This window comes from Ectobacillus ponti (assembly GCF_024294785.1).
In the GTDB taxonomy this organism is placed as follows: Bacteria; Bacillota; Bacilli; order Bacillales; family Bacillaceae_G; genus Ectobacillus; species Ectobacillus ponti.
In genome coordinates, this window is record NZ_JANCLT010000005.1 from 92048 (window position 1) to 115689 (window position 23642).

27 protein-coding genes are annotated in these 23642 nt (G+C 51.0%); 19 read left to right on the forward strand and 8 right to left on the reverse strand.

Annotation, left to right across the window (positions count from 1 at the left end; genetic code table 11):
* Nucleotides 1–187: 187 nt before the first annotated feature.
* A complete protein-coding gene (miaA, locus tag NK662_RS11100; RefSeq protein ID WP_254759005.1) occupies nt 188–1141 on the forward strand; it encodes a tRNA (adenosine(37)-N6)-dimethylallyltransferase MiaA in 954 nt (317 codons plus the stop codon).
* A gap of 25 nt (nt 1142–1166) precedes the next feature.
* On the forward strand, nt 1167–1391 hold the full coding sequence (gene hfq, locus NK662_RS11105; RefSeq protein WP_254759006.1) for an RNA chaperone Hfq: 225 nt from the start codon (nt 1167–1169) through the stop codon (nt 1389–1391).
* Nucleotides 1392–1411: 20 nt separating this feature from the next.
* On the opposite strand, the gene NK662_RS11110 is transcribed toward hfq, so the two are convergent.
* A complete protein-coding gene (locus tag NK662_RS11110) occupies nt 1412–2398 on the reverse strand; it encodes a tyrosine-type recombinase/integrase (protein ID WP_254759007.1) in 987 nt (328 codons plus the stop codon).
* A gap of 112 nt (nt 2399–2510) precedes the next feature.
* Here NK662_RS11110 and spoVK point away from each other — a divergent pair, with 112 nt between their 5' ends.
* Complete coding sequence (gene spoVK, locus NK662_RS11115; protein ID WP_254759008.1) at nt 2511–3464, forward strand: stage V sporulation protein K; 954 nt, start codon at nt 2511–2513, stop codon at nt 3462–3464.
* A gap of 18 nt (nt 3465–3482) precedes the next feature.
* On the opposite strand, the gene NK662_RS11120 is transcribed toward spoVK, so the two are convergent.
* The 3 genes from NK662_RS11120 to NK662_RS11125 form a co-directional block, all read right to left on the reverse strand.
* Nucleotides 3483–3626, reverse strand: coding sequence for a hypothetical protein (locus tag NK662_RS11120; protein ID WP_254759009.1), 144 nt, complete (start codon nt 3624–3626; stop codon nt 3483–3485).
* Between the two features lie 16 nt (nt 3627–3642).
* Nucleotides 3643–3777 (reverse strand): hypothetical protein, encoded by a 135-nt coding sequence (locus NK662_RS23580; RefSeq protein ID WP_279664338.1) that lies wholly within the window; start codon nt 3775–3777, stop codon nt 3643–3645.
* A gap of 76 nt (nt 3778–3853) precedes the next feature.
* Nucleotides 3854–4486: a trimeric intracellular cation channel family protein gene (locus NK662_RS11125; protein ID WP_254759010.1), complete on the reverse strand. Its 633-nt coding sequence runs from the start codon at nt 4484–4486 to the stop codon at nt 3854–3856.
* A gap of 102 nt (nt 4487–4588) precedes the next feature.
* On the opposite strand from NK662_RS11125, the gene hflX reads away from it, so the two are divergent.
* From hflX to NK662_RS11150, 5 genes are all read left to right on the forward strand, one after another.
* Complete coding sequence (gene hflX, locus NK662_RS11130; protein ID WP_254759011.1) at nt 4589–5860, forward strand: GTPase HflX; 1272 nt, start codon at nt 4589–4591, stop codon at nt 5858–5860.
* Nucleotides 5853–7142, forward strand: coding sequence for a methionine gamma-lyase family protein (locus NK662_RS11135; RefSeq protein WP_254759012.1), 1290 nt, complete (start codon nt 5853–5855; stop codon nt 7140–7142). The genes hflX and NK662_RS11135 overlap by 8 nt, the downstream gene beginning before the upstream one ends.
* A 189-nt stretch (nt 7143–7331) precedes the next feature.
* Nucleotides 7332–7682, forward strand: a complete 351-nt coding sequence (locus NK662_RS11140; protein WP_254759247.1) for a MerR family transcriptional regulator — start codon at nt 7332–7334, stop codon at nt 7680–7682.
* A gap of 48 nt (nt 7683–7730) precedes the next feature.
* Nucleotides 7731–9068, forward strand: coding sequence for a type I glutamate--ammonia ligase (gene glnA / locus NK662_RS11145; RefSeq protein WP_254759013.1), 1338 nt, complete (start codon nt 7731–7733; stop codon nt 9066–9068).
* A 249-nt stretch (nt 9069–9317) separates the two neighbouring features.
* Entirely contained in the window at nt 9318–10316 is a 999-nt protein-coding gene (locus NK662_RS11150; RefSeq protein ID WP_254759014.1) for a DUF3231 family protein, read from the forward strand.
* 179 nt (nt 10317–10495) lie between these two features.
* On the opposite strand, the gene lexA is transcribed toward NK662_RS11150, so the two are convergent.
* The gene (lexA, locus tag NK662_RS11155; protein WP_254759015.1) at nt 10496–11116 is read right to left on the reverse strand and encodes a transcriptional repressor LexA; all 621 of its coding nucleotides are present in this window, start codon (nt 11114–11116) and stop codon (nt 10496–10498) included.
* 134 nt (nt 11117–11250) lie between these two features.
* Between lexA and NK662_RS11160 the strand changes: the two genes are divergently transcribed.
* The 8 genes from NK662_RS11160 to NK662_RS11195 all read left to right on the forward strand — a co-directional run bounded on the left by NK662_RS11160 (nt 11251) and on the right by NK662_RS11195 (nt 20238).
* Nucleotides 11251–11901, forward strand: coding sequence for a YneB family resolvase-like protein (locus NK662_RS11160; protein WP_254759016.1), 651 nt, complete (start codon nt 11251–11253; stop codon nt 11899–11901).
* A gap of 49 nt (nt 11902–11950) precedes the next feature.
* Complete coding sequence (locus tag NK662_RS11165) at nt 11951–12187, forward strand: DUF896 domain-containing protein (protein WP_254759017.1); 237 nt, start codon at nt 11951–11953, stop codon at nt 12185–12187.
* Between the two features lie 324 nt (nt 12188–12511).
* Nucleotides 12512–14518 (forward strand): transketolase, encoded by a 2007-nt coding sequence (gene tkt / locus NK662_RS11170; RefSeq protein ID WP_254759018.1) that lies wholly within the window; start codon nt 12512–12514, stop codon nt 14516–14518.
* A gap of 218 nt (nt 14519–14736) precedes the next feature.
* Nucleotides 14737–15180, forward strand: a complete 444-nt coding sequence (gene sirA / locus NK662_RS11175; RefSeq protein ID WP_254759019.1) for a sporulation inhibitor of replication protein SirA — start codon at nt 14737–14739, stop codon at nt 15178–15180.
* Nucleotides 15181–15262: 82 nt separating this feature from the next.
* Nucleotides 15263–15481: a YneF family protein gene (locus NK662_RS11180; RefSeq protein WP_254759020.1), complete on the forward strand. Its 219-nt coding sequence runs from the start codon at nt 15263–15265 to the stop codon at nt 15479–15481.
* Between the two features lie 63 nt (nt 15482–15544).
* A complete protein-coding gene (gene mnmH / locus NK662_RS11185; protein ID WP_254759021.1) occupies nt 15545–16618 on the forward strand; it encodes a tRNA 2-selenouridine(34) synthase MnmH in 1074 nt (357 codons plus the stop codon).
* Nucleotides 16619–16726: 108 nt separating this feature from the next.
* Nucleotides 16727–18481 (forward strand): ABC transporter transmembrane domain-containing protein, encoded by a 1755-nt coding sequence (locus NK662_RS11190; protein WP_254759022.1) that lies wholly within the window; start codon nt 16727–16729, stop codon nt 18479–18481.
* The gene (locus tag NK662_RS11195) at nt 18478–20238 is read left to right on the forward strand and encodes an ABC transporter ATP-binding protein (RefSeq protein WP_254759023.1); all 1761 of its coding nucleotides are present in this window, start codon (nt 18478–18480) and stop codon (nt 20236–20238) included. The genes NK662_RS11190 and NK662_RS11195 overlap by 4 nt, the downstream gene beginning before the upstream one ends.
* A gap of 230 nt (nt 20239–20468) precedes the next feature.
* Here the strand turns inward: NK662_RS11195 and NK662_RS11200 are convergent, their stop codons facing one another.
* On the reverse strand, nt 20469–20672 hold the full coding sequence (locus NK662_RS11200) for a hypothetical protein (RefSeq protein WP_254759024.1): 204 nt from the start codon (nt 20670–20672) through the stop codon (nt 20469–20471).
* 232 nt (nt 20673–20904) lie between these two features.
* Here NK662_RS11200 and NK662_RS11205 point away from each other — a divergent pair, with 232 nt between their 5' ends.
* Complete coding sequence (locus NK662_RS11205) at nt 20905–21612, forward strand: cytochrome c biogenesis CcdA family protein (RefSeq protein ID WP_254759025.1); 708 nt, start codon at nt 20905–20907, stop codon at nt 21610–21612.
* An 89-nt stretch (nt 21613–21701) separates the two neighbouring features.
* Nucleotides 21702–22208, forward strand: a complete 507-nt coding sequence (locus tag NK662_RS11210; RefSeq protein ID WP_254759026.1) for a CcdC family protein — start codon at nt 21702–21704, stop codon at nt 22206–22208.
* 32 nt (nt 22209–22240) lie between these two features.
* Here the strand turns inward: NK662_RS11210 and NK662_RS11215 are convergent, their stop codons facing one another.
* Both NK662_RS11215 and NK662_RS11220 read right to left on the reverse strand, forming a co-directional pair.
* Complete coding sequence (locus NK662_RS11215; RefSeq protein ID WP_254759027.1) at nt 22241–22669, reverse strand: DUF2621 domain-containing protein; 429 nt, start codon at nt 22667–22669, stop codon at nt 22241–22243.
* Nucleotides 22670–22751: 82 nt separating this feature from the next.
* On the reverse strand, nt 22752–23048 hold the full coding sequence (locus NK662_RS11220) for a hypothetical protein (protein ID WP_254759028.1): 297 nt from the start codon (nt 23046–23048) through the stop codon (nt 22752–22754).
* A 110-nt stretch (nt 23049–23158) separates the two neighbouring features.
* Here NK662_RS11220 and hutP point away from each other — a divergent pair, with 110 nt between their 5' ends.
* The gene (gene hutP / locus NK662_RS11225) at nt 23159–23596 is read left to right on the forward strand and encodes a histidine utilization transcription antiterminator HutP (protein WP_254759029.1); all 438 of its coding nucleotides are present in this window, start codon (nt 23159–23161) and stop codon (nt 23594–23596) included.
* Nucleotides 23597–23642: the final 46 nt, after the last annotated feature.

Genomic DNA, 23642 nt, shown 5'->3' on the forward strand with positions numbered 1-23642 from the left:
TCCTATCTGTTCTGTTCTAATACAGCTTATGATGAGAATGTACAACACATGCTATTTGCCTGTGACATTTTCGTTACAGTGTATTATTTCACATACCGTATTCATAGATTTTTAAATTACTCTTTTAAAATGCGGAAAAATGGTTATAATTATCAGATGTATAACTTGGATAAAGAGAGTGGAAGCAATGGGAGAGAGTGCAGCAGAAAAAGTGATTGTCATTGTCGGCCCGACAGCGGTCGGAAAAACGAAGCTGGGTATTGATTTGGCGAAGCAGTTGGACGGTGAGGTCATCAGCGGCGACTCCATGCAGATTTACCGCGGCATGGATATCGGCACGGCGAAAGTCACACAGGAGGAAATGGACGGGGTGATTCATCATATGATTGACATCCGTGATCCGGAAGATTCCTTTTCCGTCGCGGAATTTCAAGCCCTTGTCCGTGGGCATATCCGGGACATTTCGGCCAGAGGCAGGCTGCCGATCATTGTAGGCGGAACCGGATTATACATACAAGCAGTGCTGTATGATTATATCTTCTCCGAGGAACAGGACAGCGATCCCGAGCTGCGCCGGCAGCTGGAAGAGAAGGCTGAGGCAGAAGGCGCGGAGGCGGTGCACCGCATGCTGCAGGAGGCGGATCCGGAAAGTGCGGCACGCATCCATCCGAATAATGTGCGCCGTGTGATCCGCGCTTTGGAGATTTATGCTGTGACAGGACGGACCATGAGCGAGGGGCTGGAACGGCAGGAGCAGAAGCTGTTATACAGGGCAGCGCTCATTGGTTTGACAATGGAACGGGAAAAACTATATGATCGCATTAACCGGCGCATTGATCTTATGATGCAGCAGGGGCTGCTGGAGGAAGTACAGGCGTTATTTCAGCGGGGCATCCGCGGTTCACAGTCCATTCAGGCTATCGGCTATAAGGAGCTGTATGCATATTTGGATGGCCATATCGGGCTGGAGGAGGCGGTGGAGGCGTTGAAAACGAACTCGCGCCGTTATGCGAAGCGCCAGTTTACCTGGTTCCGCAACAAGCTGGATGTGGAGTGGTTTGATGTGACAAACGGCGGGAAAACCGAAGAAATTTTGCGGTACGCAGCAGGAAAACTGCAACTGAAGTCGAATAAGATGTAGGTAGAGAAAAAGAGGAGGATTCGACATGAAGCAATCTATTAACATTCAGGACCAATTTTTAAATCAACTCCGCAAAGACAATACATTCGTAACGCTGTATTTGCTGAACGGTTTTCAACTGCGCGGGTTGATTAAGGGCTTTGACAATTTTACTGTTCTGCTGGAGTCAGACGGCAAGCAGCAGTTGATTTATAAACATGCCATTTCTACGTTTATGCCGCAAAAGAACGTTTCCATTGAATTGGAATAGTACATACGAAAGCCCCCTCCTCAGAGGGGGTTATTTTTTGCGTAATCATAGTAGCGCTTCAAGGAGAGCTTCGTTTTAAAGCCGACCCGCTTCATAATCTCGGGTTCGCTGACGCCGCTTTGAATCAGGCGGAGAATAAAGGTGTTGCGGAAGTGCTGGCCGGAAATACCCTTTCGCAGCCCGGCCCGGGCGACCTCCTGGCGGATCATTTTCTGTACGGCAATTTCCGTAAGCGCCTTTGGTGCATCGTTCTCATATACCCAGCGGTAGGTGTTGCGGTTAAAGTCAAAGGCGACGAATAAAGGATCGTTTGTATGATAGGCCGGCCGGACCGGCTCAGGAATCGTTTTGTAGTACGTATACAGCTTTTTCTTATCTTCTTCGGTCAAGGTAATGGTACGGACGATGCCGGAAACGGGAGGAATGGTGAGTGTGTTGTTTTCGAAATGGACGTGCTGCATATTGAGTGAGACGAGCTCCTGCAGCGATAGGCCGTAATCGAGGAGAAGCATAAGGATGCACACATTCCGGTCGATGAGAAGCGGCCGGGCCGGCAGTTGTTTCTCTGACAAGCCGTCCAGGGATATGAGCACACTCTTCAGCCTCTGTTCTTCGGCAGCAGTGATGAAGTCCTCGGGTCGGAGAGCGCGGTCCGGCTGGATGACCAGCTCCATGTCCTTAATCGGATTGGCCAGACCAGGATTGGCCATCTGCAGGAATTGATACAGCCGATTCAGCACGATGAGGACGCGGTGCATGGTTTTCTCAGAGTAATGCCGATTTTCCTTTAAATCAAAAAAATAATTTTCATAGTCTTGTGTGCGCAAGTTCGCCCATATATTGTTAGAAGAAACTTTCTGATTTTTTTCCAGCCAGGCCACATAGTTTTCGATGTCATACACATAGCGTTTGATTGTCGATGATTTTCTTCCCTTGCTTGTTAAATAAGCTGCGAAGGCTTGTACCGTATGGGCAAGCTCTTCATTCTGGATACGTTTTGTTTCCATCATCCCACCACCTTATCGCTTTTCTAGATTATAACAGAAAAGAACGCTGAAATGTTGCTTTGTTACAGCGGATAGGTGAAAAAAGGGATGGGGAGGCTGGAGGTGCGCGAAGATGGAACAGTCCATGCGAAAGAAGAATCATAACCAGATCAATATTGTCTTGAACAACCGGGCAAAAACACCTGTTGCCCCGCCGCCGCAAAAAGCAGTGCTTCCGGGCGAGACAGCAACCAAGCATGAAATGCTGACCCAAATTGAGGAAGAAATGGGCAAACTGATTGGCATGGAGGATGTGAAGCGGATTATTAAAGAGATTTATGCGTGGATTTATGTGAACAAGAAGCGGCAGGAAACGGGGCTGAAAACGGATAAGCAAGTGCTGCACATGCTGTTTAAGGGAAATCCCGGCACCGGAAAAACAACAGTGGCCCGCATCATCGGCAGATTGCTCCATCAAATGAATGTGCTGTCAAAAGGGCATCTCATTGAAGCGGAGCGGGCTGACCTGGTGGGAGAATATATCGGGCATACGGCCCAGAAGACAAGGGACCTGATTAAGAAGGCGATGGGCGGCATTTTGTTTATTGATGAGGCGTATTCTCTCGCGCGGGGCGGCGAGAAGGACTTTGGCAAGGAAGCGATTGATACGCTGGTGAAGCATATGGAGGATAAGCAGCATGACTTTGTGTTGATTTTAGCCGGCTATTCTCGGGAAATGAATCATTTCTTATCCTTGAATCCCGGATTGCAATCACGTTTTCCCTTCATCATCGAGTTTCCGGATTATTCCGTCAGCGAACTGCTTGATATCGGCAAACGGATGTATGAAGAGCGGGAGTATCAGCTGTCGAAGGAGGCGGAGTGGAAGCTGCGGGACCATTTGAATGCGGTGAAGTATTCTTCGCAGCTCACGGCCTTCAGCAATGGGCGGTACGTCCGCAACATTGTGGAAAAATCCATCCGCCATCAGGCGATGCGTCTGCTGTTGCAGGATGCCTACGACAAATACGACCTGATGACCATTGCGAGTCTGGATTTGCAGGTGGAAGAGGAACCGCGCAGCTGAAGCTGGGCGGTTCTTCACTTAAATTCTTGTGTTGCTGTTTTTGGCGCGTGCCTCCAAAGCCGTTTTTGGATCGCGGGATGCCTCATCCGGCGTAAGCCCCTGAGGGTTTACACTGACGGATTGCGCAAGGCCGCGGTTTTTTTGCCGATTTCCTTTTGCCATATATAGGCCCCCCTGATCAGTCGTTTCCTTGCTGCTGGCGAAGCTGATGGCTCCGCTCCATTTTATCGCTTTTGGCGCGTGAGGAGTTTGGCGAATCCCCATACTGATTCACAGAGCTGCGCTGCTTGCCTTTTTTCACATGGTTGGTCATCTGAAACACCCCCTTGCCGGTAGTATGGTCATTTTCCCATGAAAAAAACAGTCTGGGGCCAGACTGTTTTTCGGACTTACATGCTCTTGTTGTGCAGGTTGTTTTTCACGACGGCGCTGCTTTTGGATGGCAAGCGCCAGTTGTAGTGCACGGAAAGCATGCGCAGCGCCACAAGAGCAAGGAACAGACCATACAGGCCGACAGATGACGTCACTAAGCCGGCACCGATGAGAAAGCCGGCGATAATTGTCCAAAAGGCATATACCTCAGCGCGCAGCACAAGCGGTTTCCGCTTGGCCAGCACGTCACGGATGACGCCGCCGCCCGTGCCGGTTAAAACTGCGGCAACAATCGTAGCGGAAATCGGCAGCCCCATCTTCTGGGCATACAGGGCGCCTTGAATGGCAAAGGCAGACAAGCCAATGGCATCCGTGATGTTTTCCCAGCGCTTCCAATGCTTCATGAGCTTGCTTGGAAATAAAAAGATAATGGTCATGGACAGCAGGGCAATTTGAAACAGCAGGTTCTGTTTCCAAAGTGCATCAATCGGATATCCTATTAATAAGTTCCGGACCGCTCCGCCGCCAAAAGCAGTGGCCATTCCTAAAATGTATACGCCGAAAATGTCATACTCTTCTTCCATGGCAACAATGGCACCGCTCACTGCAAAGGCGATGGTCCCGATGATGCTGAATAAGTCCCATGTCACGTAGTAATCCTCTCCCCCTGGGTGATAAGCAACTGGATGATTTATGCTTCCTCTGCTATTATAGTAGAAGACTCAAGTTTGGAAAAGAAAGAGTGAGGATATTTGAACGAAAAAGCGATATTAGTCGGCTGTCAACTGCCGCACGAAGATGATGAACGCTTTGCCCATTCGATGGAAGAGCTCGCCTCGCTGACCAAAACAGCAAGCGGCGAGGTATTGCTGATGACCTCGCAGAAGCGCCCGAAGTTTCATCCCGCTACATATATTGGAAAAGGAAAGCTTGAAGAGCTGACGGCTTCTGTGGAAGAGCTGGAGCCGGATGTTGTCATTTTTAATAACGAGCTTTCGCCAAGCCAAATCCGCAATCTGTCCAATGAGCTGCAGGCGCGCGTCATTGACCGCACGCAGCTCATCCTGGACATTTTTGCCCAGCGCGCCAAATCGCGCGAAGGAAAGCTGCAGGTGGAGCTGGCGCAGCTCCGATATGCCCTGCCGCGTCTGAGCGGACAAGGAGAGGCGCTGTCCCGTCTCGGCGGCGGCATCGGCACCAGAGGGCCCGGGGAAACGAAGCTGGAGAGCGACCGCCGCCATATTCGTTCCCGCATTGATGAGATCCGCGGGCAGCTCTCTGTTGTGGTGGAGCACCGCAAGCGCTACCGGGAGCGCCGAAAGACAAACAATGCGTTTCAGGTATCATTGGTCGGCTATACAAATGCCGGCAAATCCACCATTTTCAATCGCTTGACGCAGGCAGATACGTTTGAGGAAAACCTGCTGTTTGCCACACTGGACCCAACCACGCGCAAAATGCAGCTGCCATGCGGCTATACGGTGCTGCTGACAGACACGGTCGGCTTTATTCAAGACCTGCCGACAGCCCTTGTGGCGGCATTTCGTTCAACGTTGGAGGAAGTGAACGAGGCAGACTTTATTTTACACGTTGTGGATGCAGCGGATGCCAACTATGTCGGCCATGAGAAGACGGTGAATGAGCTGCTGCATGAGCTCGAAGTGGAGCGGATTCCGTCTCTGACCGTATACAACAAGAAGGATGCCGTCCATTCCTCCTTCCTGCCCTCGCCAAAGCGCGAGCATGTGCTGATCAGCGCGTTTGAAGCAGGGGATTTGGATAGGCTGAAGCGGAAGATTGAGCAGGAAATGCTGTCCTTGATGCAGCCGTACCGTGTGAAGGTCCCGGCATCGGAAGGAAGGCTGCTCACCCAGCTTCGCACGGAGACCGTTTTACAAGAGACTGTGTTTGATGAAGAGCAGCATACCTACACATGTAAAGGCTATATCTTCGCCAATTCCCCTTTAAACGGACCGATACAGAAATATACAGCAAGAAAAGGAGCAGAGGAGAAGAATGTTTGATCGTTTACAGCACGGGGCTGTCATGGCCCCGTTCGTACAGGAAGTAGAAGAAATGATCGCCGGTGTGCACAAGCGCATTGACGAGGTTGTGGAAAGCAACCAATTCCGGGTGCTGGAAAGCTACCGGAAGCATAAAATCAGCGACAGCCATTTTATCCCGACAACAGGCTACGGCTATGATGATATCGGCCGTGATACATTGGAGAAGGTATATGCGGATGTGTTCGGTGCGGAGGCCGGCCTCGTGCGCCCGCAAATCATTTCCGGCACACACGCCATCTCCACCGCGCTGTTCGGTATCTTGCGTCCGGGCGATGAACTCCTGTATATGACCGGCAAGCCGTACGATACCCTGGAGGAAATTGTGGGCATCCGCGGCAAAGGCATCGGCTCCTTCCGGGAGTTCAACATCGGCTATCGCGCCGTGGACTTGACAGCTGAAGGAAGGGTGGACTTCGATGCAGTCCGGGAAGCCATGCATGCCGGGACAAAAATGATCGGTATTCAGCGCTCGAAAGGCTATGCGACGCGGCCATCCTTCACTGTGGCGGAGATTCAGGAAATGATCCGTTTTGTAAAAGAAATCAAGCCGGACGTTGTCGTGTTTGTGGACAACTGCTACGGGGAGTTTGTGGAAGAATGGGAGCCGTGCCATGTCGGGGCGGATTTAATGGCCGGATCGCTCATTAAAAATCCGGGCGGCGGCATCGTGAAGACGGGAGGCTATATTGTCGGGAAAGAGCAGTATGTGGAAGCATGCGCATACCGGCTGACGTCCCCGGGCATTGGAGCGGAGGCAGGGGCCTCTCTCTACAGCCTGCAGGAAATGTATCAGGGCTTTTTCCTGGCGCCGCATGTAACAGGACAGGCTTTAAAGGGAGCCATCTTTACAGCGGCTTTCCTGGAGCGTCTGGGCATGAATACGTCGCCGCGTTGGGATGCGCCGCGCACGGATTTGATTCAGTCTGTGCAATTTGATGACCCGGAGCGCATGATTGCTTTTTGCCAGGCAATTCAATTTGCTTCGCCGATTAATTCGCACTTTACACCATATGCAAACTATATGCCGGGCTACGAGGATGACGTCATTATGGCGGCCGGCACCTTTATCCAGGGAGCGAGCATTGAGCTGTCTGCAGATGGGCCGATCCGCCCGCCGTATGTAGCGTACGTACAAGGTGGCCTGACATATGCCCATGTGAAAATTGCAATTTGTTCTGCGGTCGATACGCTGCTTGAGCGGCAGCTGCTTCCGTTAGAAAATAGGAAAGCTGCCCGCTAAGGCAGCTTTCTCTAGCTTTATAGGCATTTCTATATGTTTACAAATTTATGAAAATTATGTGAGATTAACTAACATTTATTGACACTTGACATAACATAAGATAAAATAAAGCCATGTTAAGGCGAAGGAGGAGCATAGGTGAGCAACCAAGACCGACGTTCGACTCCACTGTTTCCCATCAGTATTGTGATGAATTTGACTCAGCTGTCAGCGCGCCAAATTCGCTACTATGAAGAGAACGGGCTTATATCACCTGCGCGTACAGAGGGAAACCGTCGTTTGTTCTCATTTCACGATGTGGATAAGCTTCTGGAAATTAAAGACTTGCTCGACCAAGGCTTAAATCTTGCCGGCATTAAGCAAGTACTGCAGCTGAAGGAAGCAAGTGAGCAGCCGCTGTCTGCGGCGGCCGAAACGGAAGAACGCAAACAACTCTCGGATGCTGAATTGCGCAAGCTGCTTCGGGAAGAACTGCAGCAGGCAGGACGCTTCAACCGCACATCCCTGCGGCAGGGAGATATGTCTCGTTTCTTCCATTAAGTTGGGTTTCATTTAGTTTATATAAGCTTGGACTAGGAGGACAAATCGATGGCAAAGTATACGAAAGACGATATTTTTCGCATGGCGAGCGAGCAGAATGTAAAGTATATCCGACTGCAGTTTACAGATTTGCTTGGTATCATTAAAAACGTAGAAATCCCGGTAAGCCAGTTGGAAAAAGCATTGGACAACAAAATGATGTTTGACGGTTCCTCAATTGAAGGCTTCGTCCGCATTGAAGAATCTGACATGTACCTGTATCCGGACTTGGACACTTGGGTTGTCTTCCCTTGGACTGCTGAAAAAGGAAAAGTAGCACGCTTGATTTGTGACATTTATAATCCGGATGGCACACCGTTCGAGGGTGACCCGCGCAATAACCTGAAGCGCATTCTCAAAGAAATGGAAGCACTGGGCTTCACGGAATTCAATCTTGGGCCTGAACCGGAATTCTTCCTGTTCAAGGTGGATGAGAAGGGCAATCCGACGCTTGAGCTGAATGACAACGGCGGATATTTTGACCTGGCTCCAACAGATCTTGGCGAGAACTGCCGCCGCGATATCGTGCTTGAACTGGAAGAAATGGGCTTTGAAATTGAAGCATCTCACCATGAGGTGGCGCCTGGCCAGCACGAGATTGACTTTAAATATGCAAATGCGCTGAAGGCATGTGACGACATCCAAACCTTCAAGCTGGTGGTTAAAACCATCGCCCGCAAGCACGGTTTGCATGCGACATTCATGCCAAAGCCATTGTTTGGTGTGAACGGCTCCGGCATGCACTGCAACCTGTCCTTGTTCCGCGGCAATGAGAATGCGTTCTATGATGAGAAAGGCGGACAACTGCAGCTGAGCGAAACAGCGCTGCACTTTATCGCCGGTGTGCTGAAGCACGCGCCAGGCTTTACTGCTGTGACAAATCCGACAGTCAACTCCTACAAGCGCCTCGTTCCAGGCTACGAAGCACCTTGCTACGTGGCATGGTCTGCACGCAACCGCAGCCCGCTGATCCGGATCCCGGCATCCCGCGGCCTAAGCACACGTGTAGAAGTGCGCAGCGTTGACCCGGCAGCGAACCCGTATCTGGCAATGGCTGTTCTCTTGGCCGCGGGCCTCGATGGTGTGAAGAACAAGATTGCTGCACCGGCACCGGTTGACCGCAACATTTACGTCATGACACGTGAAGAGCGTGAGAAGGCAGGCATCGCGGATCTGCCGGCAACTTTGGCACATGCGCTGAACAACCTGAAGGCGGATGAAGTCATCTGCGGCGCACTCGGTGAGCACCTGCTGGATCACTTCATTGAAGCGAAGGAAATTGAGTGGGATATGTTCCGTACACAAGTGCATCAGTGGGAACGCGACCAATACATGAGCATCTATTAAAATGAAACATAACCCCCCCTTTGATGTCTATGCATCAAAGGGGGGGTCTATGTGTTTTGGCACATCCTGAGTTCCTGCATTTGGTATTGTTTTTTAGAAAAAGTTCCGCATGTTTTCGCAATTGGTATAAGCCGCGGCACACAGCCTCAGGCAACGACATCTGCACAAACCCATGATAGAGGAAAAGGATGAAAGCTGCGAAAATTATCCATAATAGGGATATGAATAAACCTATTGGAGGAAATCTGAATGCCTGAGAGACCTGCCGTTACTTCATCGGAGCTTGGGGTATTATGGCTTACCTATCAACAAAAAACCATGATTTTACGTATGCTGGAGTATTTCATTGCCAGAGCGGATGATGAAAAAGCTGCGGGCATCATGAAGGGATTGTATGGGGAAGCCCACCCCTATGCGGAAAGAATGAAAGAAATCTTTCAAGAAGAGGGGGCAGCGGTGCCTATAGGATTTACTGTGCAGGATGTGGAGCAGAATGCACCAAAACTGTATGACAATGGCTTTGATATCATGTTCATCCGGCTGATGAAGGAAATCAGCATGGGCATGCATGCGCTGAACATCACAATGGTATACCGTGAAGATTTAATACTTCTGTTTAAGGACTTAACGGCCATTACACAGAAGTACTACGCACTTTGCTCGGGATATCTGCTGGAGAAAGGGATACTGGCACGGCCTCCGTATATTGCGATGCCGCAATCGGTGGAGTTTGCCGAGAGCACCCGTTATTTAAGCGGCAATCCCATTGCGGATTTGTTTCATGAAAAGCGTACACTGAATACAGTGGAGCTTGCCCATATTTATCACTCCATTGAAGCAAATATAATAGGAAAGCAGCTCATTATGGGGTTTGCGCAAGTCGCTCAGGAAGAAGAGGCAAGAAGCTTTTTCCGTGAAGGTGCGAAGCTTGCAGAAAGCATCATTGAAGAACTGCGGCATGTGCTTCAAAAAAGCGGGGTGCAATCTCCCGAATCCTCGGTCGGGAATCTTACACTGTCGACGGATGCTCCTTTCTCAGACAAGCTCATGATGTATTGCATCAGCCTGTTCTGCAGCTTTTCCATGGGAGGAAACTCGCTGGGTACAGCCTTCAGCCTGCGGAATGATCTGCCCGCCAAGATGACTGTTTTCATGAAGGATATTTTTGAATACGCCCATAAAGGGGCGAAGATTATGATTCGCCATGGCTGGATGGAAGAGCCGCTCCAGCTGGAAAAGCCGGAATAGCGCCCTCTGAGCAGGAAGGTTACGGCTTTTGTAATGGAAGCTGTTGAGGCCGTGCTGTTGACGGAAGGAGCCTATGCGGGCACTCTTATTTTATGGGAAAGGGATGGCTGCTTGGGGAAATATTCCTAAGCAAAGAAAGGCCGGTCTCACATAGGTGAACCGGCTCTTTGGCATCTCATTTATTGAATATCCCGGTATACTCCCACAACCTTGCCGACAATGGACACATGCTGTAAGTAGAGCGGCTCCAGCAGGGCGTTTTCCGGCTGCAGGCGGATGTGTGTTTCTTCCTTATAGAAGCGTTTGACAGTTGCTTCGTTCTCTTCCGTCAGCGCCACCACAATCTCCCCGTTGTTGGCAGACTGTTGCTGACGCACGACTACAAGGTCACCATCCAGGATGCCGGCTTCAATCATGCTGTCCCCTGACACGCGGAGCATAAAGACATGATCGGAGCTCGGGACAAGGCTGGCCGGCAACGGGAACAGGTCCTCCACGTTTTCCACAGCTGTAATCGGCGGGCCTGCTGTCACTTTGCCGACAATGGGGACATGGACAACGGGATGCTTGGCAGTTGCATACAGCTCTTCGTCCAGAATTTCGATGGCCCGCGGTTTTGTCGGATCGCGGCGGATGTATCCTTTCTCCTCCAGACGCGATAGATGTCCATGAACGGTTGAGCTTGATGCAAGTCCGACTGCTTCGCCAATCTCCCGAACGGAAGGCGGATAGCCCTTCTCTTGTACCTTTTGCTTGATGAAACTCAGTATATCCTGCTGTCGCTTCGTCAGCTTCTCCATCGCTTACACCTCATTTTGTGTAGAAAATTCTAGCTTTAGTATACCATACCATTTCCTAGTCCACAAACATAAGTTCGTGGAAGGCTCTTTCTATGTTATAATGAAGAAAACAGTGAAGAGAGGGAAAACGTGGAGTGAATGCCATTATTTATACGAGGGTCAGCACAACGAAGGAGGCACAGGAGACATCCCTGCTGCGGCAAAAGGAAGAACTGCTGGCACTGGCGGAGCAGCATGAGTTTCATGTCGTGAAAATCATTGAGGAGCAGGCAAGCGGCTATGAAATTGAACGTGAAGGGATTCTCGAGGTGCTTGATACAATCCGCGAAGAGGGAGGGGAGGTGCTGCTCATTCAAGACGAAACCCGGCTCGGGCGGGGCAACGCCAAAATTGCGCTGATGCACTGTCTGAAGAAGGAGGGTGTGCTTGTCTATACGCACGACCATAACGGAGAGCTGCAGCTGTCGGATGCCGACTCCATGGTGCTTGATATCATCGGCATTGTGGAGGAATATCAGCGGAAAATCCACAATCTGAAAATTAAACGGGGCATGAAGCGCGCCGTGGAAAACGGCTTCCGGCCGGAGCTGAATTTGCAAAACCGCCAGGCAAGCGGCGGGCGGGATAAAAAGGAAGTGCCGATTGAGGAAATTGTCAGGCTGCGCCGCAACGAATTGACTTTCGCGGAAATCGCTGCAACTCTGCGCGGCTTTGGCTACGATGTGTCGAAAGCAACGGTTCATCGGCGTTACACAGAGCATATGAAGCAAGCACTTGATATATGAGAATAACTGTTGTATGATGAGTAGCATCGCAACTGAAAGGAGATCTGATATGCTGAGCGCAGACAAACTGCAACGTATCAATGAACTTGCCAAAAAAGCGAAAACACAAGGACTGACAGAGGCTGAGCAGCAGGAACGCCAAGCGTTGCGCCAGGAATACCTGCAAATATTCCGCGGCCATATGCTGGACCAGCTGAAGTCGATGACAATCGTTGATGATAAAGGGAACGATGTAACACCTGATAAGCTGAAGCTGTTGAAGCAGCAGGGGAGCATCCTGAACTAAAGGGGCGGCGAAAGCCGTCTTTTTTTATGCGGAAGAAGACAGCTTCTCCTTTCGCGGGGAGTAGCCCTGCATACCATGCTGCGGCAGACATCCAAAGTCCGCGGAGCCTCTTCGCCGTGCTTCTGTAAAATACAGAAAATTCTATAATTTAATATTATCTCATGTGAATTCTGAAAAAGAAAGGGCTTTCTTTCTCTTTGGAGCGCCACTCTCTTCTTCTTTTCTGATAAAAGGCGACATAGCGGTTGTGTATTTCCTCACATCGGGCTATCATATAAATATGTTGAGGCTCTCACAACTCTCTTTTTGAAAGGAAGAAGCAGTATGTCACAAACAATTGAACAGCTTTCCATCAGCAGCATCCGGACTTTGTCCATCGATGCCATTGAGAAAGCAAATTCCGGCCACCCAGGCATGCCAATGGGTGCAGCACCGATGGCTTATACATTATGGGCAAAATTCATGAATCATAACCCAAGCAATCCAAGCTGGTTCAACCGCGACCGTTTTGTGTTGTCTGCGGGACACGGCTCTATGCTGTTGTACAGCCTGCTGCATTTGTCCGGCTATGATGTTACGGTGGATGACCTGAAAAGCTTCCGTCAATGGGGCAGCAAAACACCGGGCCATCCGGAAGTTGGCCACACACCTGGTGTGGACTGCACAACTGGCCCGCTTGGACAAGGAATTGCGACTGCAGTCGGCATGGCTATGGCAGAACGCCATTTGGCAGCCAAATACAACCGTGATGCGTTCAATGTAGTAGACCACTATACATATGTGATTTGCGGCGATGGCGACCTGATGGAGGGTGTATCCGCAGAAGCTTCTTCGCTGGCAGCACACCTGCAGCTTGGTCGCCTTGTTGTTCTGTATGACTCCAATGATATCTCTTTGGATGGCGATTTGCACCGTTCTTTCTCCGAAAGCGTGGAGCAGCGTTATCAGGCATACGGCTGGCAATATGTTCGCGTAGAAGATGGAAACGATATCGAAGAACTGACAAGAGCGCTTGCTGAAGCAAAAACAGACGAAACACGTCCAACTCTGGTTGAGGTGCGCACAACAATCGGCTACGGCTCTCCGAATAAAGCAGGCAGCTCTTCCTCCCACGGCTCTCCGCTCGGCAAGGAAGAGACAAGACTGACGAAGGAAGCGTACAAGTGGACATTTGAGAACGATTTCCACGTTCCGGACGAAGTATACGCACACTTCCGTTCTGTCATCAAGGAAGCAGGCGAGAAGAAGGAAGCGGAATGGGATGCCCTGTACAAGCAGTATGCAGCGGCTCACCCGGAATTGGCAGCCGAGCTCTCCGCTGCCATTGAGGGACGCCTGCCTGAGGGCTGGAGCGATGCTCTGCCGGCATATGAGCTTGGCACAAAGACAGCGACACGTTCTTCTTCCGGTGATGCGATTCAAGCCATTGCGAAGACAGTTCCGGCTATTTTCGGCGGTTCTGCCGACCTGGCTGGCTCCAACAAAACGTACATGAAGAACATGGGTGATTTCTCCCGCAATGACTACAGCGGCAAAAACATCTGGTATGGCGTGCGTGAGTTTGCAATGGGCGCTGCCATGAATGGAATTGCTCTGCACGGCGGCTTGAAAACATTTGGCGGCACGTTCTTCGTATTCTCTGACTACCTGCGCCCGGCAGTTCGCTTGGCGGCGCTGATGAAGCTGCCTGTGACGTATGTGCTCACACATGACAGTATTGCAGTTGGGGAAGACGGCCCGACGCATGAGCCGGTTGAGCACCTGGCAGCATTGCGCGCCATGCCTGGCCTGAGCATCATCCGCCCTGCAGATGGAAACGAATCTTCTGCAGCTTGGCGTTTGGCGTTGGAGTCCACGGATACACCAACAGCGTTGGTGCTGACACGTCAAGACCTGCCGGCATTGGAAGGTGCGAAGGAGAACACATATGAAAAAGTATCCAAGGGTGCTTATGTTGTGTCTCCAGCGCAAAAGGAAACAGCGGATGTGCTGCTGTTGGCAACCGGTTCCGAGGTTAGCCTGGCAGTAGAGGCGCAAAAGGCGCTGGCGCAGGAAGGCATTGACGCTTCTGTTGTCAGCATGCCATCCTTCGATCGTTTTGAAGCACAGGATGCTGCTTATAAGCAATCTGTTCTGCCTAAAAATGTGACAAAGCGTCTGGCAATTGAGATGGGCGCCACACTTGGCTGGCACCGCTATGTCGGCCTTGACGGAGATGTGATTGGCATTGATACATTCGGCGCATCCGCTCCTGGCGAAAAGATAATGGCGGAGTACGGCTTCACGGTGGAAAACGTGGTTGCCCGTGCGAAGGCATTGCTGCAGCAGTAAGATTGCAAAGCCGGTACACTGTTCAAGACAGTGTGCCGGCTTTTTTGTATGTGGGAAGGCGGCCGGAACCTCCCTTCGGATGGCTAAGCGGGTTGCTTTCGCTTTTCGTGGATTCGACAGAAATAGTTGTTTCTTGCTCCACCGTCAGACAATCTCCTCGCAGGACAGCCTCTATAATAGAATGTAGACGAATTGTAAATGGCGGAGGAGGATGCATGGTGAAAACGTATCATCTGTACTTAATGCAACATGACATCGCCAAAGAGTATTTCGGACGGGAATCGCTGTTGTTTGACCTGTTTTCCCGATTTACCCGCTCCCGTTCCCTCGCGGAAAAAAAGGTGCTGTACCGGCAGATCAAGTATGTGACGAAGCCGCTGCCGGCACTGAAGCTGCACCACCGCACCGAACAGGCGCTGGGGTCCCACCCGGGCTACCGGCGTGAGGGGAACACCCATTGGCTGTGGGAAAGTGGACAAGCATGGACAAAGCTGACGCTTCACCGGCAGTATGCCGTGCTGGAATCCAGCGGACACTATGAGCTGGAGGCCATGTTTTTTGAAGTGCTCCGCAAGCAGGAAGCAACATTTTTGGCTCTGAACTATGAGAACGAACAGTCTGGTTGGCTGAATCCGATCAGGCAGGAGCGGAAGTACGTATAGCAAAAAAATGTCGGATACAAGCTTGTCTTCTTCAGCAGGTTTTAGTACACTGTAATGTAGACAACATGAAGGAGGAAACACTATGCCGGTTTGGGTTGGTATCTTAATCGCTTTGCTTGCACTTGCAGGCGGCGTGGCGCTTGGCTTTTATTTGGCGCGCCGATACATGATGGATTACTTGAAGAAGAATCCGCCAGTGAATGAGCAAATGTTGAAAATGATGATGATGCAGATGGGACAAAAGCCGTCTCAGAAGAAAATCAATCAAATGATGCAGGCAATGAACAAGCAGACGAAATAAGAATGAAGGAGGCACTCAGAAGTGGGTGTCTTTTCGTTTACAGCATATAGGCGAGGTGAAAGTATGAATTTTTCCATTGATGTCCCAACAATTGGGATTCAAGAGGCATTAGCAGGCGACTTTGTTTTTGTGGACGTACGGACGCCGGCGGAATATGAGGAATTCCGTATACCTGGCAGTTTGAATATCCCCATCTTCTCCAATGAAGAGCGGGTGGAGGTGGGCACAACTTATAAGCAGGTGGGGCAGGAAGAAGCAAAGGATATTGGAATCGGGATTCTATCCGCCAAGCTGCCGGAGTTCTATCAACGGATGAAGGAAATCTACGGGGAGCAGGGCAAGCCGATGGTTGTCTATTGCTGGCGCGGAGGCATGCGCAGCAGGTCTATCGTGGTAACGATGGGTACGCTGGGGATTCCGGTTGTGCAGCTGACAGGCGGCATCCGCTCCTACCGCGAGCTGGTCACAGAAGGGCTGGAGGAAGCGGCGGCAAATCCGAAGCCGTATCTGGTGCTGGAGGGCAATACCGGAACAGGTAAAACAGAAATCCTGCAGCGCCTGCAGCAGGAGGGCTACCCGGTTATGGACTTGGAAGGGCTGGCCAGCCACCGTGGCTCCATCTTCGGGCAAATCGGCTTGGAGGTGCGCTCGCAGAAGATGTTTGAAAGTCTGTTGTACTGGCGCCTGCAGGAGCTGAAGGATGCTCCGTACTATATTATTGAAGCGGAGAGCAAGCGCATCGGCCGGATTACGCTGCCGCCGTTTCTGCTTGCAGGCAAGGAAGGCGGAACGCGCATCCGTTTGCATCTGCCGATGTCAGAGCGGGCCGACATCATTTGTGAGATATACCGCTTTGATTTATACAAGGATAAGTTTTATGCGGCATTCCAAGGCATTTCCAGACATTTGCCGGATGGGGTCCGTATGGAAGCGGAAGAAGCCTTTCATACCGAAAATGTCCACCGTATTGTGGAGATTCTGTTTGAGTACTATTATGACCCGCGCTATGAGCATGCGGCAAACCAATACGATACACCTGTTCATCCGGTGTTTGCCGAAACACGGGAGGATGCCTATCAGCAGGTTAAGGAGCAAATTGATGCATTAGCGAAGCAAACGCAGCTTTCCCATTCGTGAGAGCTGCGTTTTTCCTGCTGTCCGCGAGGCAAGTTTTAAAATTTTCTGGAAAATAGATGGCTGCATTTGGTACACTGATAGCATCGTCTTCATGACAGGGGGGAGTATATGAAGGTTTTTTTGGATTTGGCCTGGTTTTTTAAGCAGGAACGGCGCTCATACCTGTTCGGCACCCTGCTCTTGATTGGGGTGGCACTTCTGGAGCTCGTTCCGCCCAAGGTAATGGGCATCATCGTAGATGAAATCGGCGGCGGACGTTTGACTGCCGGGAAGCTGCTGAGCTGGATCGGCCTGCTGGCAGCTGTTGGCTTGACGATGTATGGCCTGCGCTATCTGTGGCGGATCATGATTTTCGGTTCCGCGCTCAAGCTGGCCCGGCAGCTGCGCACCCGCTTGTACCATCATTTTACGGAAATGAGCCCGTCCTTTTACCAAAAGCACCGTACAGGTGACCTGATGGCGCATGCCACAAATGATATCCAAGCCATCCAGCAAACAGCCGGGTCCGGTGTTCTCACACTCGTAGACTCGCTGGCGGTCGGGGGAGCGGTGCTGATTACAATGTCCGCCACGATCAGCTGGAAGCTGACGCTGTTCAGCCTGCTGCCGATGCCGATTATGGCGATCAGTACAAGCTACTACGGCACCCTGCTGCACCGCCGCTTTCATAAGGCACAGCAGGCATTCTCAGAAATCAATGATAAAGTGCAGGAAAGCATGAGCGGCATGAAGGTCATCCGTTCCTTCGGACAAGAGCAGGAGGACTTGCAGGCGTTCCGGCAAAAGTCGGAGGAGGTTGTAGAGAAGAATATGCGGGTGGCGCGGATTGACTCCTTGTTTGATCCAACGATCTCGCTGATTGTGGGCTTTTCTTTCCTGATTGCCGTCTGCTACGGATCTGTTCTTGTTGTAAATGGAGAGCTGACAATTGGACAGCTGGTCACATTTACAACCTACCTGGGCACCTTGATTTGGCCGATGCTGGCATTTGGCTGGCTGTTCAACATTATGGAGCGCGGCCGTGCCTCCTATGACCGGGTCAGCCGTCTGCTGGCGCAAGCGTCGGAGGTGCGCGATGCCGGCGAGGCAAATGCAGAAGCGGTGACAGGGGAGATATCCTACAAGATTAAACGCTTCTCGTATCAGCGAAATGATGTAAGCAATCTGCAGGATATTGTATTCACGCTGCCGCAGGGAGGTACGCTTGGCATTGTCGGACGTACCGGTGCCGGGAAAACTACGCTGTTAAAAATGCTGATCCGCGAATTTGACCATTTTGATGGAACGCTGCAAATCGGGGGCCGGGATATTCGGGAGTCCACCCTCTATGCCTTGCGCTCCGCCATATCTTACGTTCCGCAGGACCACTTCCTGTTCTCAGCAACGATTGCGGATAATATCGCGTTCGGACGGCCGGAAGCAGGCTATCAGGATGTCATCCGGGCAGCCAAAATCGCCTGCATCCACGATGACATTGCCACTTTCCCGGAAGGCTACGAAACCATTGTCGGAGAACGCGGCGTGTCGTTGTCCGGCGGCCAGAAGCAACGCGTTTCCATTGCAAGAGCTGTTTTGACGGATGCTGAAATCCTTATCCTGGATGACTGCTTATCCGCGGTTGATGCGAAAACGGAGGAGCAAATTTTATCTTCGCTGAAGCGGGAGCGGAACAATAAAACAACCATTATTACAGCACACCGCCTCAGCGCGATTCAGCACGCCGACTTGATTCTCGTGCTGGAGGACGGCGGCATTGCCCAGCGCGGCACGCATGAGCAGCTCATGCGGGAGGAAGGCTGGTATCAAGACATGTTTGAACGCCAGCAGCTGGAATCACTTGTGGAGCAAGGAGGGATGTCATGATGGATACAAAGCAAAACCTGCGGCGTTTGCTGTCCTATATGCGCCCGTACAGAAAGCTGCTTGTGCTGGCTTTTCTGTTTCTGATTCTCGGAACAGCGGCCGAAATAGCCGGTCCGTTTCTTATCAAGGTGTTTATCGATAATCACCTGATGCCGGCAAACTTTGAGCAGCAGGCGCTGTTAACCTTGTTCATTGCTTACCTGGTGCTGCATTTGTTGAAGGTATGGCTCACGTACCTGAACCTGCTGTATTTCCAAAACATTGCATTCAAAATTGTGCAGGATATCCGGGTGGAGGTGTATGAGCGTGTGCAGCAGCTGTCACTTGGCTTCTTCGACCGTACGCCGATCGGCACCATTGTATCCCGCATTACCAATGATACGGAGTCGATTAAGGATTTCTTTGTCAGCGTGCTGTCCACGTTTGTGAAGAATATTGTGTTCCTGATTGGAATTATTGCCGCCATGTTCCTGTTGAATGTAAGGCTGGCCTTCTTCTGTCTGATTCTGGTGCCGATTATTGTGTTCATTATGAGAGTATACCGGAAGAAGAGCTCCATCTTCTATGAAGAAATCCGGACGCAGCTCAGCTTGTTGAATGCCAAGCTGAACGAATCCATTCAAGGGATGAGCATTGTCCAGGTATTCCGCCAAGAACGCCGGCTGCGCCGCGAGTTTGAAGAAGTGAACGGCCGCCATTACGAGGCGGGGCGGAAGAATCTGCGGTTCGATGCGCTGCTCCTTCGGCCGGCCACAGACCTGGTGCATGTGTTTGCTGTGATCATGGTGCTCGGCTTCTTCGGTGTGGATGCCCTTGACAGCCCGGTGCAGGTCGGGGTCATTTATGCCTTTGTCAGCTACATCGACCGTTTCTTTGAACCCATCAACGAGATGATGATGAAGCTGTCGCTGTTCCAGCAGGCGGTCGTCTCTTCATCTCGCGTGTTTGAGCTGATGGATGAAAAGGATCTGGCGCCTGTGCAGGAGGGCGCGGGAAGCCCGGTTGTGACAGATGGCCGCATTGAGTTCCGCAACGTCACGTTCTCATATGATGGCAAGCGGGATGTGCTGCAGGACATCTCGTTCACTGTAAATCCCGGTGAGACCGTTGCCTTTGTCGGCCACACAGGCAGCGGCAAGAGCACCATTATGAATCTGCTCATGCGTTTTTACCACGTGCGAAAGGGAGAGATTTTCCTCGATGGAGCAGATTTGCGGCAGTATGAGGAAGCGGAAATCCGCAGGCAAATCGGTCTTGTGCTGCAGGACGCCTTTCTGTTTGCCGGCAATGTGAAGCAGAACATCCGGATGTATAATGAAGGAATTACAGATGAGGACATCCGGGAGGCGGCTCAGTTCGTGCAGGCGGACAGCTTTATTGAGCAATTGCCTCATGGCTATGATACTGAGGTCATGGAGCGCGGTTCCACATTCTCCAGCGGCCAGCGCCAGTTGCTTACCTTCGCCCGGACAATTGCGGCCAATCCGAAAATTCTGGTGCTCGATGAGGCCACTGCCAACATTGATACAGAGACGGAGGAGGCCATTCAAGCGGCACTGAAGCGGATGCGCCAAGGGCGCACGACCATCGCCATCGCACACCGTTTGTCTACGATTCAGGATGCGGACCAAATCTTTGTCATGCATCATGGCCGGATTGTGGAGCGCGGCAATCATCAAGAGCTGCTGGCACAGCAAGGGTTGTACTATAAAATGTATTTGCTGCAAAATAAGGGAAGCCTCTCAAAAGCCTTGTAACAACAAGGCCTTTGGAGGCTTTTTTGCAGGGCGGCCAACAGAGGACAAGGATGAACTGCTCTCTATTTTTTCTCATGCCTGTTCAAAAGATACAGTGCGCCAACGTAGCCGGCAGCCAATACAGCAGGAATTCCAATTGCATATATGAGAACTTCAAGCATGATGTGCCCCCCTTTGTACATACATCTAGTATATGACAAGCAAAGGAAAGACAGACAAAAAGAAGAGCCCTATACAAGCTCTTCCTCTGCCGGAGCGGAAATGAACTCCTCGGCATATATGTTCAGGTTTGATAAATCCCCAAACCGGCGCTGCAGCTCGTCCGCGACACGGCGCACCGCCAAGGCGCTGCTGGTGGCCGGCAAACGGGTGCTTTCATGCACCCATTCCGCCCCCTTTTTATATTCATACCGTACATCGTATTGCGACACCATCGGCAATCCCCCCCATTGGATCGGAATGTGTGCAAATACAAAGCTGTCATACCCAATATTCTGTAAAGCTCCTGTATTTCCTGCTTTTTGTTTGTGGAAATACCCAAAATTCCTGCAGGCTTTGCCGCAAACGGCAGGTGAAGGGAGAGACACAAAAAGTTCACAGCTCTTTTTTCTCTGCATTCGCATGGAAGTTTGCTACAATAGAAACGGACAAGAGAGGAGAGAATATATGCAGGACGTAAATATTTTTCTGGCATTCGGGGCAGGGTTTCTATCCTTTATCTCCCCTTGCTGCCTGCCGTTGTATCCGGCATTTCTGTCGTACATCACGGGGATATCAGTATCAGAGCTGAAGGAAGAAAATGGGGTGATGCAGCGGCGGGGCATGATTCATACCGCGTTGTTTCTGCTCGGGTTTTCCGTTATTTTTGTGGCCATCGGCTTCAGCACCACACTGCTGGGGGATTTTCTGATTACATACCAGACGCTGATCCGTCAGCTCGGCGCCATTTTCATTATTGTGTTCGGACTCGTCATTGTCGGGCTTTTCAAGCCGAAATTTCTGATGCAGGACCATAAGGTGACATTCCGCAGCCGTCCGTCCGGATACTTTGGCTCCATCTTGATCGGCCTTGCGTTTGCAGCCGGCTGGACGCCATGCTCCGGCCCGATCATTGCATCTGTAATTGTTATGGCTTCCACCAATCCGCAGTCTGCCATGGTATACATGCTGGCATATGTACTGGGCTTTGCCATTCCATTCTTTGTGTTGTCCTTCTTCATCACAAAGATGAGCTGGATCAAGCGCAACAGCATCAAGATTGTGAAGGTCGGCGGCTATATTATGATTGCGATGGGCGTGCTGCTGTACTTTAACGGTTTGACAAAGATCACGATTTATTTTACGGACTTATTCGGCGGCTTTCAGGGCTTCTAGTTCTATACGGGGCATAAAAATATTGGAAATGCCGGCAAAAAGGAATATAATGAGGACGAACGAAGATTTCCGCAAAAGGGATGATATGGATGAATTTAGCGGTCTTATCAAGCATTGTAGCTGTCTGTATGGCAATCGGCGCAATGTTTATCCGGTTGAAGGCGGCACAGAAGCCCGCTTCCTTGAAGAAAATTATTTTGCCGCCATTTTTTATGAGTACAGGGACGCTCATGTATGTCTTTCCGATGTTCCGTCTGACGCTGTCGGAAATGGCTGAGGCTATAGCGGTCGGCTTGTTCTTTTCCATTTTTTTGATTAAGACGTCAAAATTTGAAGTGCGCGGGCAGGATATTTATCTGAAGCGTTCAAAGGCCTTCATCTTTATTCTGATCGGCCTCTTGGCAGTCCGTATCGCCTTCAAGTCCTATCTGAGCCAAACCATTGAACTGGGGCAGCTGAGCGGCATGTTCTTCCTGTTGGCCTTCTCCATGATTGTTTCCTGGCGTGTGGCCATGTACCGCTCCTACAAAAAGCTGGAGACGGATATGAAGAAAACGAACAAGCTGTACGATGATAAGGATATGAAGCTTACGTAAAAACCCTCGGGATTCCGAGGGTTTTTTTGCATTCATTTCAGCAGTGCCCGGTACGGTGCATAGTCAATTTGCTTCTGCTGCAGTTTTTTGACGAGAAATTTATGGTCACGCTTCGGTGTCGCCATAATATATCCTTTAATAACCAAGTCCTGTGTAATCCGGTTTGCGCGCTCCTTCAGCGCCAGTTCGCCGATTTTGCCTGCGATTTTGGAGCGGGCCACATCCCGAAACAGCTCGGGCACCGGGCTGACGAGCTCTTCCAGCAGCGCTTTATGCTCCCGGTCCCATAAATGCCTTGTTTCATCAATATAATGCTGCTCCCAATCCAAAATGGACATGCCGTCATCCTTGGGCAAGCGCTTTAAAAATTTGCGGAACATGAAGTAGCCGCCGATGGACATGAGACTGAGCAGAATCACCGTCCATGCCACAATGAACCAACTGAACCATCCGGTAAGCAAAGCATACACCCCTTTACAGCTAGTAGCAGTTTCCTATCTTGCTAGATTCATTATATGCGCGGGGAAAAGAGGAACGCAAGCACTACACGAAGTAGAGCTGCTCGATGTCCAGCATATCATCTTCCTCTTTGTATTCCAAAATGAGTGTGCCCAGCTTCTCGCCCGGCTGTGCTGCAGCGAAAACAGCGAAAGCTGCGAAGCGATGCGGCGCCAACTCAGGGATGCTGGCTGCTGCCAGCTGGTACTCGCGCTTTTGCAGGAAGGGCAGCAGCTCCTCCTGCTCGAAGGAAGTGCGTGAGGCAATGGATTTGCGGGTGAAGCGCTGCTGCAAAAGCCGCAGCGTCTCGTTCCAAACAGAAAATTTTGCATCGTGGATCATAAAAGCCCCCTATGTAACGGAATACGTTTTTCAATCGCTGAGAAGATATAGACATTATAGCACAGGGGAAGCGGGAGGCAAAATTTCCCGGGATTGAGGGAGGGAAGAGAATGGGAATTGCAGAAAGCCGGCGGATCGGCCGTGCAGCCATACTGCTGGCACTGGCTGATGACAACGGCATGGATACAGTGTTTCCCGCTTCATGGAAGTACTGCTGCGGCAGGGTCGGCTCCATGAACTCGCAAAAAATTGTGGCCGCCTTGGAAACTGCAGCGAAAAGCGGGCATATGATTCAACAAGGGGTGTACCGGGAAACACACGCCTTGTATCATGCCATTATGGAAGCCCTGTATGGAGTGACGAGAGGACAAGTGCAGTTAGGAGACGTACTTCGTACAGTGGGACTTCGTTTTGCGATCGTGCGCGGCAATCCTTATGAATCCGAAGGCGAGGGAGAGTGGATTGCGGTTGCCCTGTACGGAACCATTGGCGCTCCGGTGAAGGGGCTTGAGCATGAGGCGGTTGGTTTAGGAATTAATCATATATAGCCCAGAGGATACGAGTATAGTAGGGGGCCTTTTCTTTTGCGCTGCA

Excerpts from the sequence above, each read along its gene's own strand:
- NK662_RS11210 (WP_254759026.1), top strand. The coding sequence starts at position 21,702 with ATGAATTTAGCGGTCTTATCAAGCATTGTAGCTGTCTGTATGGCAATC.
- NK662_RS11140 (WP_254759247.1), top strand. The coding sequence starts at position 7,332 with ATGAATTTGACTCAGCTGTCAGCGCGCCAAATTCGCTACTATGAAGAG.
- NK662_RS11180 (WP_254759020.1), top strand. The coding sequence starts at position 15,263 with ATGCCGGTTTGGGTTGGTATCTTAATCGCTTTGCTTGCACTTGCAGGC.
- NK662_RS11120 (WP_254759009.1), bottom strand. The coding sequence starts at position 3,626 with ATGGCAAAAGGAAATCGGCAAAAAAACCGCGGCCTTGCGCAATCCGTC.
- NK662_RS11110 (WP_254759007.1), bottom strand. The coding sequence starts at position 2,398 with ATGGAAACAAAACGTATCCAGAATGAAGAGCTTGCCCATACGGTACAA.
- NK662_RS11195 (WP_254759023.1), top strand. The coding sequence starts at position 18,478 with ATGATGGATACAAAGCAAAACCTGCGGCGTTTGCTGTCCTATATGCGC.
- hutP (WP_254759029.1), top strand. The coding sequence starts at position 23,159 with ATGGGAATTGCAGAAAGCCGGCGGATCGGCCGTGCAGCCATACTGCTG.
- NK662_RS11150 (WP_254759014.1), top strand. The coding sequence starts at position 9,318 with ATGCCTGAGAGACCTGCCGTTACTTCATCGGAGCTTGGGGTATTATGG.
- NK662_RS11190 (WP_254759022.1), top strand. The coding sequence starts at position 16,727 with ATGAAGGTTTTTTTGGATTTGGCCTGGTTTTTTAAGCAGGAACGGCGC.
- lexA (WP_254759015.1), bottom strand. The coding sequence starts at position 11,116 with ATGGAGAAGCTGACGAAGCGACAGCAGGATATACTGAGTTTCATCAAG.
- hfq (WP_254759006.1), top strand. The coding sequence starts at position 1,167 with ATGAAGCAATCTATTAACATTCAGGACCAATTTTTAAATCAACTCCGC.
- glnA (WP_254759013.1), top strand. The coding sequence starts at position 7,731 with ATGGCAAAGTATACGAAAGACGATATTTTTCGCATGGCGAGCGAGCAG.
- NK662_RS11135 (WP_254759012.1), top strand. The coding sequence starts at position 5,853 with ATGTTTGATCGTTTACAGCACGGGGCTGTCATGGCCCCGTTCGTACAG.
- NK662_RS23580 (WP_279664338.1), bottom strand. The coding sequence starts at position 3,777 with ATGACCAACCATGTGAAAAAAGGCAAGCAGCGCAGCTCTGTGAATCAG.
- miaA (WP_254759005.1), top strand. The coding sequence starts at position 188 with ATGGGAGAGAGTGCAGCAGAAAAAGTGATTGTCATTGTCGGCCCGACA.
- spoVK (WP_254759008.1), top strand. The coding sequence starts at position 2,511 with ATGGAACAGTCCATGCGAAAGAAGAATCATAACCAGATCAATATTGTC.
- NK662_RS11200 (WP_254759024.1), bottom strand. The coding sequence starts at position 20,672 with ATGGTGTCGCAATACGATGTACGGTATGAATATAAAAAGGGGGCGGAA.
- NK662_RS11205 (WP_254759025.1), top strand. The coding sequence starts at position 20,905 with ATGCAGGACGTAAATATTTTTCTGGCATTCGGGGCAGGGTTTCTATCC.
- mnmH (WP_254759021.1), top strand. The coding sequence starts at position 15,545 with ATGAATTTTTCCATTGATGTCCCAACAATTGGGATTCAAGAGGCATTA.
- tkt (WP_254759018.1), top strand. The coding sequence starts at position 12,512 with ATGTCACAAACAATTGAACAGCTTTCCATCAGCAGCATCCGGACTTTG.
- NK662_RS11165 (WP_254759017.1), top strand. The coding sequence starts at position 11,951 with ATGCTGAGCGCAGACAAACTGCAACGTATCAATGAACTTGCCAAAAAA.
- NK662_RS11220 (WP_254759028.1), bottom strand. The coding sequence starts at position 23,048 with ATGATCCACGATGCAAAATTTTCTGTTTGGAACGAGACGCTGCGGCTT.